Raw genomic sequence first — 17,330 nt, 5'->3', positions numbered from 1 at the left:
TATCTGGAGGATGGTGTAACCATGAATAACGTATTACTGGAAGATGTTTCGGCTTATATTCAAAAGATCACAAATGAGGATATACAGGACCGCTCTGCGAATCTGTTTGAGCTTGGCCTGCTAACTTCCCTGGATGTGCTAGATATCATTTCCTATCTGGAAAACAATTTTGGCATTGAACTGTCGGATGAGGACGTGGATATGCATCATTTTGGTACGATTGATGGTCTGGTTAGCCTTGTCGAAAGAAAGACCAAGGAGCAGTAACGGGATGTTCATCCATGAGGCCCTCACTAAGACGGCGGAAGAAACTCCGGACAAGCCGGGCTTCTATGCGGCTGAACGGCACTACACCTATCGTGAAGTGGAGGAGGCATCAAATCGGGTTGCCCGTTTCCTGGTGTCTATGGGTGTGGAAAAAGGAGACCGGGTCGGTATCTTCTCAACAAAATGTGTTGAAGAAGTGCTAGTAATCTTTGGTGCGATGAAGGCTGGAGTTGTATTTGTTCATCTTAATCCGCATTTCAAGGAGGAGCAATTGGCGCATATCATCCGGGATTGCGGGATGAAGCTGCTCTTTCTGCATGAATCCAAGAAGGGTATATGGAATAAGTCGGATTTAAAAAGCGGGGAGCCTGCGGAGGTTGTCCCCATCTTCTCGGACCCGTTAACGCCTGGAGGCTTCCATGACATTATTGAAGGACTGCCAGACCACTTCACGCCAGTAAGCGGGATTAGCCGTGAGGACCCGGCTGCCATCATTTATACCTCAGGTTCTACAGGAAAGCCGAAAGGAATCATTGTCACACATGGCATCTTCCTTGACTCTACCGTTACTTCGGCACAGGTACTGGAGAATCATTCAGAGGACCGGATTATCAGTGTATCCCCCTTTTCCTTCGACGGAGCGTTAAGCCAGCTATTCACTTCCGTTTACGTGGGGGCAACACTTGTACTTCAGGAATCGCTGTTTCCTCAAGATATTGTAAACACGATGTTGAACCAGCGCATCACAGGTTTTCATGCGGTCCCATCATTCTGGCGGATGCTCCTTCAACGCCATTCTCCTTTCTCCAGGAATCAATATCCGCATTTGCGGTATGTGTCAATTATCGGGGAAGTGTTCCCTCATGATGATTTAATGCGGCTCAGACAGATTCTGAGCAATACCAGATTCTATATGATGTATGGAACGACCGAGGCGTTCCGTTCTACCTGCCTGCCGCCGGAAGATTTCGAGCGCAAACCCTCGTCTATCGGCAAACCGCTGCCTGGAGTAACGATAAGAATCTTAGATGAGCAGGGAGAAGATTGCGCCCCGGGCGAAGTGGGTGAAATCGTTCATGAAGGGGCGTTCATTTCGCCTGGCTACTGGAACAATCCAGAGCAGAATGAACGCCGCTTTCGCGGCCGGGCGCTTTATACCGGTGATTTGGCAAAGCGTGACGGGGACGGATATCTGTATTTTGCAGGCCGTAAGGATATGATGCTAAAGTCAATGGGGTTTCGCATCAGTCCCGAAGAGATTGAGGAAGTACTGCTCCGTATGGATGGGATTGAAGAGGTGGCTGTTACTGGGATTTGGGTTGAGGAATCCGGCGAGCGGATCAAGGCGCTTATCATAAGCGGCAATCAATGCATGTTAAGTAAGGAAGCAGTCATTCAGTATAGCAGGCAGCATCTTCCGCATTATATGGTGCCTCACTCCATTGAATTCGTGAGTGAGCTGCCAAGAACCGCTACTTTCAAGATTAACCGGTCTGAGTTATGAGGACTGGCATACAGGTAAGGGAGGGCTATTACATGAAACGCTGTGTGAGATGTATATTACCTGAGACATTCCCGGAGATTCATTTTGATTCCGAGGGCGTGTGTCACTATTGCCAGGAGGCCGAAGGACAAATCCTCTTTTCAGCGGGAGAGCATATACAAGAAAAGCTGGAGAACATCATTCAGGTCAGCAAAGCACTGGAGGGCAGCAGCTATGATGCTCTCGTGGCTTACAGTGGCGGTAAGGACAGCACCTATTTAATTAAACTCCTGCAAGAACGTTATCAGCTTTCCATACTGGCCGTTACATTCGACAACGGCTTTATGTCAGAGACTTCCTTCCAGAATATGCGCACAGTACTGAATACACTGAATGTAGATCATCTGATCGTAAAGCCGGGACAAGGCTCCTTAAATCAGATGTTCGCCGAAAGCTGCGTCCCTCATATCTACCCCGATCATCTCACCAAGTTCGGAAGCGGAATCTGCATCTCTTGTATCCGTATGGTATCGACAATGGCGTTGAGAGTAGCTATTGAGAAGCACATTCCCATGGTCATGCTGGGCAACAGCCCGGGGCAATTGATCCAGTCTGAGAGTGAACTGATTTATCAGGACAACAAGATTCCTTTCGGGCTGCGGAAAAACCTGTTCAAGCCTCTGGTCGAGCAGATCGGGAATGACAGCTTGTATGACCTGCTCATGCTGACTCCGGCAGAGTATAAGACGAAGCCATTTCCTTATGTGATCAATATCTTTCCGATCATCGGATATGACGAGAACGTGATCTATCAGGAGATCAGAGCATTAGGATGGAGAAAGCCAACGGATGTCGACCCGAATTCGACGAACTGTAAGCTCAATTCACTGGGAATCAAAAAGCATTGTGAGACATATCACTTCCATCCTTACGATTTTGAGATGAGCATGCTGGTCAGGCAGGGAATCATCAGCCGCGAAGAAGCATTGCAGCGGGTGCAGGACCCGGACCGCAAGTCGGATGAGCTTGCCGCAGAGGTAGAGGAAGCGCTGGCAGACCTGTTGCAAAAATCCGTACAAAGGTGAGTGGAACGGCTATGGCTTCAAGAGAGAAAATATCGGAATTACTGGATGCCAATCCGGAGATTTTGCGCATATTCGTACTCAGCCCGACAGTCTCAGCTGCCAGAGAACAGCTCTATTCCTATCTCAGCCAGTGTGAAATGGCCATTATGGATGCGAATTGCCAGCTACATCCTCTGGAGAAGAAGAATACACGCGACTGCATCCATGTATTCCGGACAATTATTTCATTGAGCAGTGAAAAGAAGAGCGGCCACAGCTGCCTTACGGTGCTATACCACCTGGCAACAACGCATTGGCGGGAACGCGAGTGGCCGGAGATCAGCGATGCCTTCCTGGAGGATATTATGCATCTGTATAAGGGGGTCATCGGATTATCCGGCATTTATTCCAAATCCGGCATATGTATCCGCGAGGTGCCTGAATTTATCCATCTGCAGGGCCGGGAGGCAGCGATTGTACGCTCTCATTACCTGAATGGCAAGACGGATGAGTACCAGTATATTAAGAAGAAGAATGGGTACCGTTCGGGACTGGAGCCGGATATTATCGGCAGACGAAACGAGACAAGAGACCTTATTTTACAGCAGTTGGACGGTTCACTGGAGGACTGGAACGAATACAAATGGCATCTGAGAAAAATCTACAGGAAAAGCGGCGATATTCAGTCGGTCATAGCCTTATCAGACGAGGAGGACCATGGCATCCGCGAAGCTACCGAGCATGGCCTGGCTTTTGGGATTACCCCTTTCTATCTGTCTCTGATGGATCGTGAGCGTATATCCGGCGGAAGCGATTCATGTCTGCGGGCACAGGTAATCCCGAGCAGTAATTATGTTCACAAGATGCTGGATGAAACAACCGGTTCAAGGGAAGCCCTTGATTTCATGCGGGAAGCTGATACTTCGCCGGAAGAGCATATTACCCGAAGATATCCCAAGGTGGCCATCATAAAGCCGTTTCTGTGGTGTCCGCAAATCTGTGTGTATTGTCAGCGGAACTGGGAACTCTCCGATGATTATCAGGATATTGCCGACCCCCTGCCAGCCGATTTGAAGGGCTCAATGGAATGGTTCAAGAGCAATACCGGTATCAATGAGGTTCTCATTACCGGAGGAGATCCGTTAACGCTTGGAAATACAAAGCTGCAGTCGATTTTGTCGAGCTTCCGGGAGATGGAGCATATCCGGCGAATCCGGATTGGCACGCGGACCCTCGTGACCATGCCGATGAGAATCGACGATGAGCTGCTTGCTATACTGGAACGTTACCATAACCCTCCCCACCAGACGATTACAATCATTACCCATGTCGAACATGCCTATGAGATCTCCTGGGAGATGGCAGAAGCCGTCGGGAAGCTGAAGCGAATTGGTATTGATGTCCTCAATCAGCAGGTCTATACGCTCTATAACAGCAGAAGATTTGAGACATGTTTCTTGCGGGAGAGCCTGAAGAGCATCGGAATCACGCCGTATTATCTGTTTAATCTGAAGGGGAAAGAGGAGACAGAGGATTACAAAGTACCGATCGCCCGCTTGCTGCAGGAGCAGAAAGAGGAAGCGCGGCTCATGCCCGGAACCGTACGCACCGACAAGCCTGTGTTTAATATCCCTTCACTCGGAAAAAACGAGCTGAATTCATGGCAGGATCATGATGTGATTATGATTCACAGCGATGGCAGCAGAATTTATGAGTTCTATCCATGGGAGAAATACATGGCCCCTGTCAATACCTACATATACAAAGACAAGCCCATTGCCGATTACTTGGCTGAGCTTGAGCAGATGGGTGAGGATTCTCGCGATTACGATACGATTTGGTATTACTACTAAGCTGCCTTTAGCGGCTTCGGAAGGAGTGCACCATGTGCGGGATTTGCGGAATCTATAATTTGAACAGGGAGCAACCTGTCTCGCAAGACGTACTGACAAACATTAATAATGTAATGTTCCACCGGGGGCCTGACGGCTGCGGAACCCATATTGACGGCCATGTGGGGCTTGGTCACCGCAGGCTATCCATCATAGATCTGAGCCTCGGACAACAGCCGATGTGCAATGAAGATAACACAGTCTGGATTACCTATAACGGTGAAATATTCAATTATAAGGCACTCAAGGTGGAACTTCAGCAAAAGGGGCATCGCTTTCGTTCGGATTGTGATACAGAAGTCATTATCCATGGTTATGAGGAATATGGAACCGGGTGGATTGAGAAGTGCAACGGTATGTTCGCTTTTGGCTTGTGGGACCCCTCTAGAGGTACCTTGCTTCTTGCCCGTGACCGTATGGGAGTGAAGCCGCTTTATTACTATATGGACGATCACTGTTTTGTATTTGCTTCAGAGATCAAAGCGATTCTACAACATCCTGACGTACCTGTTCAGCTTGAACCCGGATCTATTCCCGAATATTTGTTCAGTACTGCAATTCTGGATGAGCGAACTATGTTCCGCAACATATACGCTGTTCCTCCCGGACACACACTGACCTTAATCAACGGTGAAATGCGGCTTGCCCCTTACTGGGAGCTGAATCTGGATTCGGATCATTCCCCGGGCTCCCTGGAACAGTGGAAGGACGAATTCGTGGACCTGTTGACGGAATCGGTACAAATGAGGTTGATGAGTGATGTGCCTTTCGGCTCTTTACTGAGCGGAGGTTTAGATTCCAGCCTGCTGACGGCGATGGCTTCTGCCGCTTCACCTTCCCGCCTCAACACGTTTTCGATTGAATTCACCAATAATGTAAAGATGAATTTCCAAAACAGCGATACATACTATGCCCGCCTGCTCGCAGAACGCCTGCCGACGACTCATCACGAATATGTACTCGATCCCTCTGAATATTCAGGGATCATGGAGAAGGTCACCTGGCATATGGAGAAGCCGGTTGAATTGACAACACCGTCCCTGTACCTGCTGTATCAGAAGGTAAAGGCAGAAGCCACAGTTGTCATTTCCGGGGAAGGCGCAGATGAGCTGTTCGGAGGGTATTTCTTCTTTTTGCAAGAGCAATCAATCGGCCGGATGAACCAGTTTCCGTGGTCCCCATATTATGAAGAGGTTTCCGGTCTGTTGGACCCAGCGATGGAGACATCCACTCATTACAGGCAACGTCTGAGTCTCGCGATCAACCGGATGATGAACCAATTCAGTACAGGTGACACCATCAACAAAGTGCTTTATATGTTCCTGAAGGTCTATTTGCTCGAAATGCTGGAACGGCAGGACAAAATGAGTATGGCATCCAGTGTAGAGGTAAGGGTGCCGTTTCTGGATTATCGGATCGTCGAACAGATAGCGCGTCTGCCCTCCCATCTGAAAATCCAAGACGGTACAGAGAAATGGTTCTTGAAAGAAGTAAGCAAGGCCTTTCTCCCGGATGAGATCGTTAGCAGGAAGAAGAAGCCTTTTCCTTTTCCCGTTGATCCCAAATCTCTCTTCCAGCAAAGAAATATGGCGCTTGAGCTGATGCATTCAGGTAATTCGAAAATTGCGGCTTATTTTGACCGGAAGAAGGTCAGCGATTTTTTGAACAAAACCGGAGATTACACGAAGCTTGATAATCTGGCCATCTTCCGAACGGCTCATGCACTAATCGCTTTGGAGCTATGGCACAAGACATTTGGAGTGTGAGATATGGACGATTCACAGTTACGTCAGATTGTTCTTGAATCCACAGATGCTTTTATAACAGAATTTGTTGCGCCGATTGCCCAGGAGATTGATGAAAGTGAACGTTTCCCTCTGGAGAATTTGAAGGAGATGGGTCGAATCGGACTTACAGGCATTCCTTTTCCGCAGAACTATGAAGGATTGGGGCTTGATTACAGCGTTTATCTTACAGTGATCCGCAGGATAGCCGGTATCTGCGCTTCCACAGCGATGACGCTTGTCTCGCATAGTACATTAAGCTGTACACCTATTCAGGCGTTCGGAACGGAGGAGCAGAAACAGACGTTCCTCAGACAGATGATTTTGGGTGAGAAGGTAGGCGCATTTGCCTTGACGGAGCCCGGCAGCGGCTCGGACATGGCATCCATGATGACCACAGCAGTGGAAAAGGACGATTATTACGAAATTACCGGCAGCAAAGCCTTTATCACCAATGCCAATGTGGCTGACTATTATATTGTCGCCGCCAAAACCGCGCCCGATAAGAAAGCGCTCGGCATTAGCCTATTCATCCTGGAAAAGGACATGCCAGGTGCTTCCACAGGTGTAAAGAAGGAAAGAAAGCTGGGGATGAGGGGCTCAGATACGGGCTCGTTAACTTTTGATCATGTGAGGGTACCAAAGACTCATTTAATTGGAAAAAGGAATTTCGGCTTAAAAATCTTGCATCATACTTTGGTATCTGCCCGGTTGGGGATGGCTGCCATTGCTCTCGGGATTGCCGAGGAAGCCCGTAAGCAGTGCCTGGAATATGTCAGGCAGCGGAAGCAATTCGACCAATATCTGTTCCAGTTCCAGGCTATTCAGGGCATGCTCGCTGATATGGAAATGGGAATCAACGCTTCCATGCTGCTGCTGGAGAAGGCTGTCCGCTTGAAGGAAGAGGGTAAGCCATACACCAAAGAAGCTTCTGAGGCTAAGCTGTTCGCCTCGGAAACGGCAAACCGGGTAACCAAAAATACGGTACAGATCTTCGGCGGATACGGATACTCAAGGGACTTGCCTTTGGAAAGGTTCTATAGAGATGCTAAGCTAACCGAAATCGGAGATGGGACCTCAGAAATTCAGCGGATGATCATTGTTGAGGAACTTATGAGAAAAGAGAGCCGTGCCTGAATTCAGGAGAAGGGAATGAATTGTAATGACTCTGGAGAAACGAAAGTACTCTTTGCCTGCCATAACTGAGAAAGCCGCTTCAGCACCGCTGTCCTTTCAGCAAGAACGGTTATTTTTCTTATCGCAGCTGATGCCGGACAGCCCGGTTTGGAATCGGGTATCCGTACGTAAATATTCCGGAACCCTGGAAGTCTCGACGATACGCAAGGCTGTGGCAGAACTGGCTAGAAGGCACAGTGTGCTGCGATGCATAGTTAAACGGCAACAAGGCGAACTCTGTCAATATTTCACAAGGGATGTCTCAGAGTTGTTTATTTATACAGACTTGACTGCTGGAGAAGGTCGGGAGGTCGGGATACAGCAGTTGCTGTCCGATGCCTGGCGGATACCTATTCAGCTTAGCGGAAGCGATCCGCTGTTCCAGGCAAATCTGGTACAGACTGCCGGGCAAGAATTTTACATCGTGTTAAAGCTGCATCATATCATTTCGGATGCGACAACCTTTGAACTCCTGTGGCGTGATCTAAAGCATATCTATAACGCCTTACTTGATCCTGCGGCAACGGACTTACCGGAGTTGAAGCTCGATTATGGTAACTATGTAAAGTGGCAACGCAAAGCTTTCTCCGAGGAACACACGAGGGAACAGGAGCGTTATTGGCTGGAGGAATTCAAGGGAGAATTGCCCATTCTGGACCTGCCCACGGACTTGCCGGCACCTGCACAGGTCAGCTTTAAGGGGGCGTTGACAGGGGTGATTCTGCCGGAAGAACTACTGAAGCCACTGCGCGCTCTATGCTTGAATAATAAGGCGATCCTCTTCTCTGGACTGCTATCCGTCTATTATATACTTCTTCATAAGCTGGCCCGGCAGGAGGAAGTTGTTGTCGGAACGGTGTTTAACGGACGGCATTACGGCTCTCAATTAAGCCAGATGGCCGGGTTCTTTGTCAATACTGTAGCTATTCGCCTTAATGTAGATGAAGAACAGTCTTTTGCAGACCTGCTGAAGAGGGTTCAAGGTAAGGTGAACGATGCCTATTATATGCAGGATTTTCCGTTTGAGCGGCTTGTACAAGCCATTAACCCGGACCGGTTGAACAGCCGCAATCCGTTGTACCGCGCCATGTTCAATATGGTGGTAAGCGGGAAGGATAGATTAAGCTTTGCGGGTATGGAGGAATCGGCTGTAGATTCGGAAGGTGAATCCGCGCAGACCGATCTGTTGTTTGATGTAAGGCAGGATGGGGAGCAAACAGCCCTTTGGGCAGAATACAATACCGATCTTTTCCGCAAAGAGACGATTATGCATTTTCTGGATATGTACAAGCATCTGTTGAGCCAGATTGTGACCAGCCCGGAGATATTGCTGAAGGATCTGACACTGATTAATGACGCGGAGAAGGAAATAATCCTTCAATCGTTTAACGCCACCTCCACCGGAGATGCGGCGGACAAGTGTATCCATGAGCTGTTTGGGGAAAGGGTGCAGGAAAAGCCTGAGCGTACGGCACTCCTATTCCGAGACCAACAACTTACTTACCGCGGGATGAACGGGCTTGTCAACCGGCTTGCACTGCATTTGCGCCGTTCGGGTGTTCATGCTGAAAGCATCGTAGCAATTATTGCCGAGCGAAGCCTGGAAATGGTTATCGGGATTTACGCCATTTTGAAAGCGGGTGGAGCTGTGCTGCCTATCGATCCCCTCACGCCGAAGGAGAGAGCCCTGTATATGCTGGAGGACAGCGGTGCAAGCCATGTTCTGCTTCATAAGCCGGAATTCTCGGAGCTTGTGGGCGAGGGGATAAGGATTCATCCGATTGGCGATTTATCGGTATATGCGGATACGGATGAAAGCACTGAGATCGGCTGTGTTAACCAGCCTGAGGATCTGGCCTATATCATCTATACCTCAGGTTCAACCGGCAAACCGAAGGGCGTGATGCTGGAGCACCGCTCTATTGTGAATACCCTGTTATATTTACAGCAAACTTATCCGCTTGAAGCCGGAGACACACATCTTTTCAAAACCACATATACGTTCGATGTGTCGATTGCGGAGCTGTTCGGCTGGTTCTTCGCAGGGGGCAGGCTGGCGATTCTTGAACCAGGGCTGGAACGTGACCCGGGAGGTATTCTGGATGCATTTGGAGCACATAAGATTACTCATGTCAATTTCTCCCCTTCCATGCTGGCAACCTTTCTGGAAGCGACTGAACGCAGAGCCGGTACGGAGTGGGAACAGGTCAAATACGTTTTTTCTGTTGGAGAAGCGCTTAAACCTTATGTGGTAAAGAGATTTTTTGAACGGGTGGAAGGCACGCAGCTGGAGAATATGTACGGGCCGACGGAAACGACCATCTATGCGGTTATTTATTCAGCACGCACAGAGGATGCTGCTGCAAGTATTCCTATTGGTAAACCTATCTCCAACATGAGAGTCTACATTATGGACAAGCATATGCAGCTTCTGCCTCCAGGGGTTGCGGGAGAACTGTATCTAGCCGGCCGGGGAGTTGGCCGCGGTTACCTGAAGCAATATGAACTGACTATGGAAAAATTCGTGGAAGACCCATTTTTCCCTGGTGAACGAATGTATAAAACCGGAGATTTGGCCCGTTGGCGGAGTAACGGGATTCTTGAATATTTAGGACGGATGGATCAGCAGGTCAAGGTACGGGGCTTTCGCATTGAACCTGGTGAAGTTGAGCAGACGCTACTGATGCATCCGGCGGTTAAAAGGGCCATCGTGGTTGTAAAAGAGGATGAGGACGATCAAAAACGGCTGGTCGCTTATCTTGTCATGCAGCCGGACGGGCACGAGGATAACTGGGCAGGCTTCTTAAGTCGATGGCTGCCATCCTATATGATTCCTACAGCGTTCGTACAGTTGGACGAAATCCCGCTGAATGCAAACGGCAAGGTAGATATAAGAGCGCTGCCGGCTCCAGGTCTGGCAGTCATAGCTAATCCTCTGAAAAGTGATATTCCGCTAACCTACGTGGAGAGCAAACTGATTGAAATTACTGAAGCGGTACTCCATATCGAGGGCATCCGGATTACAGATAATTTCTTTGAACTGGGCGGGAACTCCCTGCTGACGATTCGTTTTGTAACCGAAATTGAGGAAGCCTTTGGCATCAGCGTCTCACTGCTGGATTTTTTTGATCTGCCGGTTTTGTCTGACCTTGCCAAGATCATCGAACCTTTATTTCAAGCCTCGGTGGTATAGAAGGTACACGGCGTATAACCCTAAGAGGGAGAGTGTGTGATGGTAAATCTGGTTAAGAAGTATCCGCCTTTGTTAGCTGCAGGCCGTGCAGACACGTATCCTCTTTCCTATCAGCAGGAACGGCTGTATTACTTATCCCAGATTCTGCCGGACAGCTCTGTATGGAATCTGGTTACATCCAGAACATTATCGGGAAATTTGCAGGTGGCTGCCATGAAGAAGGCTGTGGCCGGGCTGGCCTCGCGGCATCCCGTATTGCGCAGCGTGATGGACTGGCAAGGTAATGCTCCCTGCCAATCTTTCACAAGGAATACAGATGAGTTATTCACTTATTCTGATTTGTCGGTAAAGTCGTTAAGTGAGCGCAGCCACATGCTGCAGGAACAGCTCGAAGAACTCTGGTACCATCCAATTCGGCTGAGCGGGGAGGATCTGCTGTTCCAGGCTACGCTAATCCGGACGGAGGAAGAGAAGTATGTAATGCTGCTCAAGCTTCACCATATCATTGCAGACGGAACGAGTTTGCAGATTCTATGGCGGGACTTAAAGCTCATTTACAATGCTCTAATTGACGGGATTCCTGCCGACTTGCCTGCACTTAAGCTGGAGTACGGCACTTATGCATGGTGGCAGCGGGAGAATTTTTCCGAGGAATTCACGAAAGAACAAGAGCGCTATTGGCTTAAGGAGTTCCAGGGTGAACTGCCGGTACTGGATTTACCTGCCGATTTTCCCCCGCCTGTGCAACTTAGCTTTAGTGGTGCACTTACGAGCCTTGAGTTGCCTGGGGAATTGGTCAAGTTGCTCCGAATACTTTGCATGAATAATCGGGTGATTCTGTTCTCCGGTTTGATGGCCGTTTTTTATACGCTGCTGTATAAGCTTGCCGGTCAAGAGGACATTGTGGTAGGTACGGTGTTTAATGGCAGGCATTACGGTCCGGAATTCAATCACCCGGTAGGTTTTTTTGTCAATACGGTAGCGGTTCGCATGGAGATCAGTGACGGGCTGAAGTATACGGACTTGCTCAAAAGCGTTCACGATAAGGTGGATAATGCTTATTACATGCAAGATTATCCGTTCGAAAGGCTAATCCGTGTCTTGAATCCTGACCGGGATAATAACCGGATTCCGCTATTCCGCACCATGTTCAACATGGTGTCGGAAGGAACAGAAGAGCAGGGGTTCCTGGGTCTGGAAGAGACCAAGCTGGAATCGGACGCCTGTGCTACCCAGACGGACCTCTTGTTCGATGTTCGGCAGGAAGGACCCCGGACATTCCTCTGGGCAGAATACAATACCGACCTATTCCGCGAAGAGACGGTTAAACAGCTTCTTGGGATGTATCTGAATCTATTGCGCCAGATTGTCTTAAGCCCGGAGGCAAAAATGGAGGAGTTAGTATTAACCGGCCCGCAGGAGCAGGAAGAAATCCTTAAGGTGTTCAACGACACTTCAGTACCGTACCCAGCGGACAAGTGCATTCATGAGCTGTTCGCAGAACAAGTGAAGCGGACGCCGGACCATACGGCACTGTGTTACGGGGACCGGCAGTGGACATATAGCGAAGTGAACCGTCAGACTGAACGGTTGGCGGGTCAGCTTCACCAGGTAGGGGTGGAACCCGGAAGCATTGTAGGCATTCTCGCTGAGCGGTCACCTGAACTGGTCATCGGGCTGTTGGGTATTCTGAAGGCAGGAGCCGCCTATCTGCCGATTGATCCGGCCTATCCGGAGGAGCGGAACCGCTTCATGCTGGAGGACAGTGGCACATCTATTTTGCTGGTTCAGTCCGGGCTGAATCCTCCTGCAGCCTGGAGCCTAAAGACGCTGGTGCTGGATCAGCAGGAAGCGGAAAGCGGACCCGGCGGCATGATACCGGAGTTCCCCATCCCGATGGAGCAGGACGAAGAACAGCGCGCGGGGCGGTTAGCCTACGTCATGTATACCTCCGGGTCGACCGGCACACCTAAGGGAGTGATGGTTGAGCACCGGAATGTGGTACGTCTGGTTCATGACGGCGGCTTCCTGGCGATTGAGCCGGAGGACCGTCTGCTGCTGACCGGTTCCCCATCATTTGACGCCGTTACCTTTGAAATATGGGGCTCCCTGCTGAACGGCCTCCCCTTGTATCTAGCCGGAGATGATACGCTGCTGCAGGCCGGACGCCTTGGCATGTTCATCCGGGAGAAGGGGATCTCTCTTCTGTGGCTGACAGCGGCGCTGTTCCAGCAGCTGGCCGAAGAGGACCCGGGGCTGTTCGCGCCGCTGCGGTCTCTGCTCGTGGGCGGGGATCAGCTGCCGGTTCGCCAGGTCCGGCAGGTCCGTGAGGCCTGCCCGGGACTACGCATAGTGAACCTGTACGGACCTACGGAGAATACCACCTTCTCCACCTGTTATCTCATTCAAGGTGAGCATGACACCGGGATTCCCATCGGGAAGCCCGTTCCCAATTCAACGGCTTATATTCTGGATGCGCGGGGACAGATGCAGCCGGTGGGGGTTCCCGGAGAACTGTATGTGGGCGGAGACGGGCTGGCCAGAGGTTACCTGAACCGGCCGGAGCTGACCGCAGAACGGTTCGTGCCGGACCCCTTCCATCCGGGACAGCGGATATACAAGACAGGGGACCGGGCAAAGTGGTTGCCGGACGGGAATATTGCTTTTCTGGGGCGGCTGGACAACCAGGTGAAAATTAGGGGGTACCGGGTTGAGCCGGGTGAAATCGAGACGAGCCTGCTGCTATGCAGCGCCGTCACGGAAGCTGCAGTCGTGGCCGGAGAAGACCCTGAGGGAAGCAAATATCTGTGCGCTTATGTGGTATGCGCCGGGCCGTCCGCTGTCCCCGAAATCCGGGATTTCCTGAACGAACACCTGCCCGGTTACATGATTCCGTCCGTCATCGTTCCACTGGCGAAGCTGCCGTTAACGCGGAACGGGAAGATCGACCGGAAGCAGTTGCCGGCTCCGGCAAGCCTTGAGGAGCCGGCCGTGTTGTTCAGAGAACCCGGCAGTGCGGCGGAGAAGCAGCTGGCGGAAATCTGGCGCGAGGTGCTGAACCGGGAGCAGGTCGGAGCGGACGATCACTTCTTCGCCAGCGGAGGGCATTCGCTGAAGGCGATGTTGCTGATATCGCGGATTAACCGGAGCTTTCAGGTCGAGCTGCCCCTGCGGGAGATATTCCAGGCGCCGACAGTAAGCCGGCTGGCCGCACGTATTGAATTCCTGATGGAGCATGGCCGTTCGGATAGCAAAGGGGATGGAACTGCGATTCCTTACGCTGTACCCCGGGCGGAGGGGTACCCGGCATCAGCCAGCCAGAAGAGGATGTATGTGCTGCACCAGATGATGCAGGAAGGCATCGGATATAACGTTCCACTGGTGCTGCGTGCAGAAGGGACCGTGGATGCTTGCCGGCTGGAAACGGCGTTGAACCTGCTAATACAGAAGCACGAGGCACTGCGGACCTCCTTTCACATGGTGAACGGAGAGCTGGTGCAGCGGATAGCGGAGGATGTGCGGCTGCGGATAGAATACCGGGAAGCAGCGGATGAAGCCGAAGCCGGGTGCCAGGTTCAAGCGTTGATCCGCCCCTTCATTCTAAATCAAGCGCCGCTTATGCGCGCTGCTGTGATTGAAGGCAAGGACAGCAGTGTGTTTCTGGTGCTGGATATCCACCATATTGTAACGGACGGGGTGTCCAGCGGAATACTGCTGCGGGAGTTAAGCCGGTTCTATGAGGCGGCGGCAACGATAGACCCGCAGGATGCTTCCAGATTGCAGGAACTTTCCAGATTGCCGGAGACCAGACTGGACTATAAGGATTATGCCGCATGGCAGCAGGAACGACTCGGGTCGGAGGCGTTACGGGAACAGGAAGCGTACTGGCTGGAGCAGCTTCGGGGTGACATACCGGTCTTGAATGTGGCTGCGGATTATCCGAGACCGCCGGTTCAATCCTTTGCGGGAGATCGCCTGAGCTGTAAGGCGGATCAGCAGCTGTATGAACGGCTCCAAAGAACCGCAGCTGACAACGGAGCGACATTATACATGATCCTGCTTGCCGGGTATCAGGTGCTGTTATCCAAATACAGCGGGCAGGAGGATATTCTGGTAGGAACGCCCATAGCAGGACGGCAGCATGCCGATGTGCAGAACATGGTGGGGATGTTCGTGAATACGCTGGTGATGAGGGGGTATCCGCGGGGCAGTCTGAGCTTCAGGGAGTATCTGGAGGAAGTGAAGGCGGGAGCACTGGGCGCTTACGAGCACCAGGAAGTTCCGTTTGAAGATCTGGTGGAGAAGGTGCAGATGACCCGGGATATGAGCCGCAACCCGCTGTTTGACACGATGTTCGCTCTGCAGAATATGGAGCAGAGCCCGCTCGTGTTGAATGGAGTGACATTCCGGGAGGCGGAGTATGAGTATCCGGTATCCAAATTCGATCTGACGCTGACGGCGGAGGAAGGGGAAGAGGGGCTGCGGTTCGAGTGGGAATATGCCGTGAAGCTGTTCAAGCAAGCAACGGTCGCCCGTATGGCCGAGCATTACGTTCATATCCTGGAACAGGTGACGGAGAACCCGGACCAGCGCTTGTCTGCCGTGGAACTAGCCACTATACAGGAGCAGGAAGAAATCCTTAAGGTGTTCAACGACACTTCAGTACCGTACCCTGCGGACAAGTGCATTCATGAGCTGTTCGCAGAACAAGTGAAGCGGACGCCGGACCATACGGCACTCCTGTTCCAGAACGAATCACTGACCTACTGCGAACTGGACAAGCAGGTTAAGCGACTGGCCTGGCGATTGCGTGATAGCGGCATCCAGTCCGGAAGTATCGTGGCTATTATTGCCGAGCGGAGCCTGGAAATGGTCATCGGAATTTATGCCATTCTGAAGGCAGGAGCAGCCTATCTCCCCATAGATCCCGGCACTCCCGGTGAACGGCTTCGTTATATGCTGGAGGACAGCGGTACCCGGCACGTCCTGATTCATCGGCCGGAGGATTCGTCTCTAGTAGATGCAGATGTAACCTTCCATCTAATTAACAGTCTGCCCAAGGATAACGCAGCAGCAGAAGAACAGGAAGAGTTATGCGTGAACCGGCCGGATGACCTCGCCTACATCATCTATACGTCCGGTTCAACTGGCAAGCCAAAGGGCGTAATGATCGAGCACCGTTCATTAGTCAATACGCTGTTGTATCTCCAGGATGCTTATCCGCTCACTGCAGAAGGAACGTATCTGTTCAAGACGGCTTTTACCTTCGATGTGTCAGCGACTGAACTGTTCGGCTGGTTCTTTCAGGGAGGGAGACTGGCCATTCTGGAACCTGGTCTGGAGCGGGAGCCGAGGGGGATTATGGAAGCGGTAAGGCAGCACAAGGTAACTCATATGAACTTCTCGCCGTCCATGCTGGATGTCTTCCTGCAAGCTGTAGACCGCAGAACAGACATGGATTGGGATGGAGTCGAATATGTCTTTGCCGCCGGGGAAGCGTTGAAGCCCCATGTGGTGCAGAGTTTTTACGAGCGGGTCAGCGGTGTGCGGCTGGAGAATATCTACGGGCCGACCGAGATTACGATCTATGCCACCGCCTATCCTACAGAGGCATTGGACAAGAAGGGGAATATCCCGATAGGAAGACCTATTTCTAATATGAAGGCCTATATAGTTGACAAGTATATGCGGCTGCAGCCTCCAGGCGTAGCTGGAGAACTGTGCTTTTCGGGAGTAGGGCTGGCAAGGGGCTATCTTAACCAAGAGGAGATGACGAAGGAGAAATTCGTGAGCAATCCGTATCATCCAGCGGAAATGATGTACAGAACGGGTGATATGGCCCGGTGGTCGGACGACGGGAATATTGAGTATCTGGGACGGCTGGATCAGCAGGTGAAGGTAAGAGGTTACCGTATTGAGCCGGGAGAGATCGAACAGACCCTGCTTGGACATCCAAACATCAGAGCCGCCGTTGTGACTATAAAGGAAAGCTCATCCGACCTCAAGCGCCTACTCGCATACCTAGTCCTGAGGGATGAGGAACAAGAGGATAATTGGGCGGGCTATTTAAAACGTTGGCTGCCATCTTATATGATCCCGGAAGCTTTTGTACAGCTCAAGGAAATTCCGCTTAATGCAAGTGGGAAGGCGGATATAAAGAGGCTGCCGGACAGCGGAGCCGAAAAAAACACCTCGTTCAGCGCGCCGCGTACAATGCAGGAAATACGGCTTATACAGCTTCTCGAAGAACTGCTCCAAACGGGTGGACTGGGGATGAACGATAACCTGTTTGACCGTGGAGCCAATTCGATTGTCCTCGTTCAACTGGCCATGCTGCTGGAAGACGAATTTCAAACTGTTATATCTATTATGGAACTGATGGAGGCTCCCACAGCTGAAGCCATTTTCGATAAAATCAGCCTTTCGGCAAGGACAACGGGTACAAGCATATTGCTGTAGGTAACGCGTAAC

The 17,330-nt window shown here is 51.1% G+C and carries 8 protein-coding genes; all 8 read left to right on the top strand.

Going from position 1 to position 17,330, the window contains the following annotated elements; translation table 11 throughout:
- Positions 1-21 precede the first annotated feature (21 nt).
- Genes NSU18_RS08050 through NSU18_RS08015 form a run of 8 tightly spaced genes read left to right on the top strand, consistent with a single transcriptional unit; the run spans position 22 to position 17,318 of the window.
- The gene (locus NSU18_RS08050; protein WP_341020605.1) at positions 22-267 is read left to right on the top strand and encodes an acyl carrier protein; all 246 of its coding nucleotides are present in this window, start codon (positions 22-24) and stop codon (positions 265-267) included.
- Positions 268-271: 4 nt separating this feature from the next.
- On the top strand, positions 272-1,771 hold the full coding sequence (locus NSU18_RS08045) for an AMP-binding protein (RefSeq protein ID WP_341020607.1): 1,500 nt from the start codon (positions 272-274) through the stop codon (positions 1,769-1,771).
- A 44-nt stretch (positions 1,772-1,815) separates the two neighbouring features.
- Complete coding sequence (locus tag NSU18_RS08040) at positions 1,816-2,835, top strand: hypothetical protein (RefSeq protein WP_341148733.1); 1,020 nt, start codon at positions 1,816-1,818, stop codon at positions 2,833-2,835.
- Positions 2,836-2,846: 11 nt separating this feature from the next.
- The gene (locus NSU18_RS08035) at positions 2,847-4,667 is read left to right on the top strand and encodes a KamA family radical SAM protein (protein ID WP_341020610.1); all 1,821 of its coding nucleotides are present in this window, start codon (positions 2,847-2,849) and stop codon (positions 4,665-4,667) included.
- Positions 4,668-4,699: 32 nt separating this feature from the next.
- On the top strand, positions 4,700-6,472 hold the full coding sequence (asnB, locus tag NSU18_RS08030) for an asparagine synthase (glutamine-hydrolyzing) (RefSeq protein ID WP_341020611.1): 1,773 nt from the start codon (positions 4,700-4,702) through the stop codon (positions 6,470-6,472).
- 3 nt (positions 6,473-6,475) lie between these two features.
- Positions 6,476-7,627, top strand: coding sequence for an acyl-CoA dehydrogenase family protein (locus NSU18_RS08025; protein WP_341020612.1), 1,152 nt, complete (start codon positions 6,476-6,478; stop codon positions 7,625-7,627).
- 25 nt (positions 7,628-7,652) lie between these two features.
- Complete coding sequence (locus NSU18_RS08020) at positions 7,653-10,859, top strand: non-ribosomal peptide synthetase (RefSeq protein ID WP_341148732.1); 3,207 nt, start codon at positions 7,653-7,655, stop codon at positions 10,857-10,859.
- Between the two features lie 39 nt (positions 10,860-10,898).
- Positions 10,899-17,318: an amino acid adenylation domain-containing protein gene (locus tag NSU18_RS08015; protein ID WP_341148731.1), complete on the top strand. Its 6,420-nt coding sequence runs from the start codon at positions 10,899-10,901 to the stop codon at positions 17,316-17,318.
- Positions 17,319-17,330: the final 12 nt, after the last annotated feature.

The organism is Paenibacillus sp. FSL H8-0048 (assembly GCF_038002825.1).
Taxonomy (GTDB): Bacteria; Bacillota; Bacilli; order Paenibacillales; family Paenibacillaceae; genus Paenibacillus_AQ.
Note: the sequence above shows the minus strand (reverse complement) of the source record. Positions and strands in the feature narration are given on the sequence as shown.

Excerpts from the sequence above, each read along its gene's own strand:
- NSU18_RS08050 (WP_341020605.1), top strand. The coding sequence starts at position 22 with ATGAATAACGTATTACTGGAAGATGTTTCGGCTTATATTCAAAAGATC.
- NSU18_RS08045 (WP_341020607.1), top strand. The coding sequence starts at position 272 with ATGTTCATCCATGAGGCCCTCACTAAGACGGCGGAAGAAACTCCGGAC.
- NSU18_RS08035 (WP_341020610.1), top strand. The coding sequence starts at position 2,847 with ATGGCTTCAAGAGAGAAAATATCGGAATTACTGGATGCCAATCCGGAG.
- asnB (WP_341020611.1), top strand. The coding sequence starts at position 4,700 with ATGTGCGGGATTTGCGGAATCTATAATTTGAACAGGGAGCAACCTGTC.
- NSU18_RS08025 (WP_341020612.1), top strand. The coding sequence starts at position 6,476 with ATGGACGATTCACAGTTACGTCAGATTGTTCTTGAATCCACAGATGCT.
- NSU18_RS08020 (WP_341148732.1), top strand. The coding sequence starts at position 7,653 with ATGACTCTGGAGAAACGAAAGTACTCTTTGCCTGCCATAACTGAGAAA.
- NSU18_RS08015 (WP_341148731.1), top strand. The coding sequence starts at position 10,899 with ATGGTAAATCTGGTTAAGAAGTATCCGCCTTTGTTAGCTGCAGGCCGT.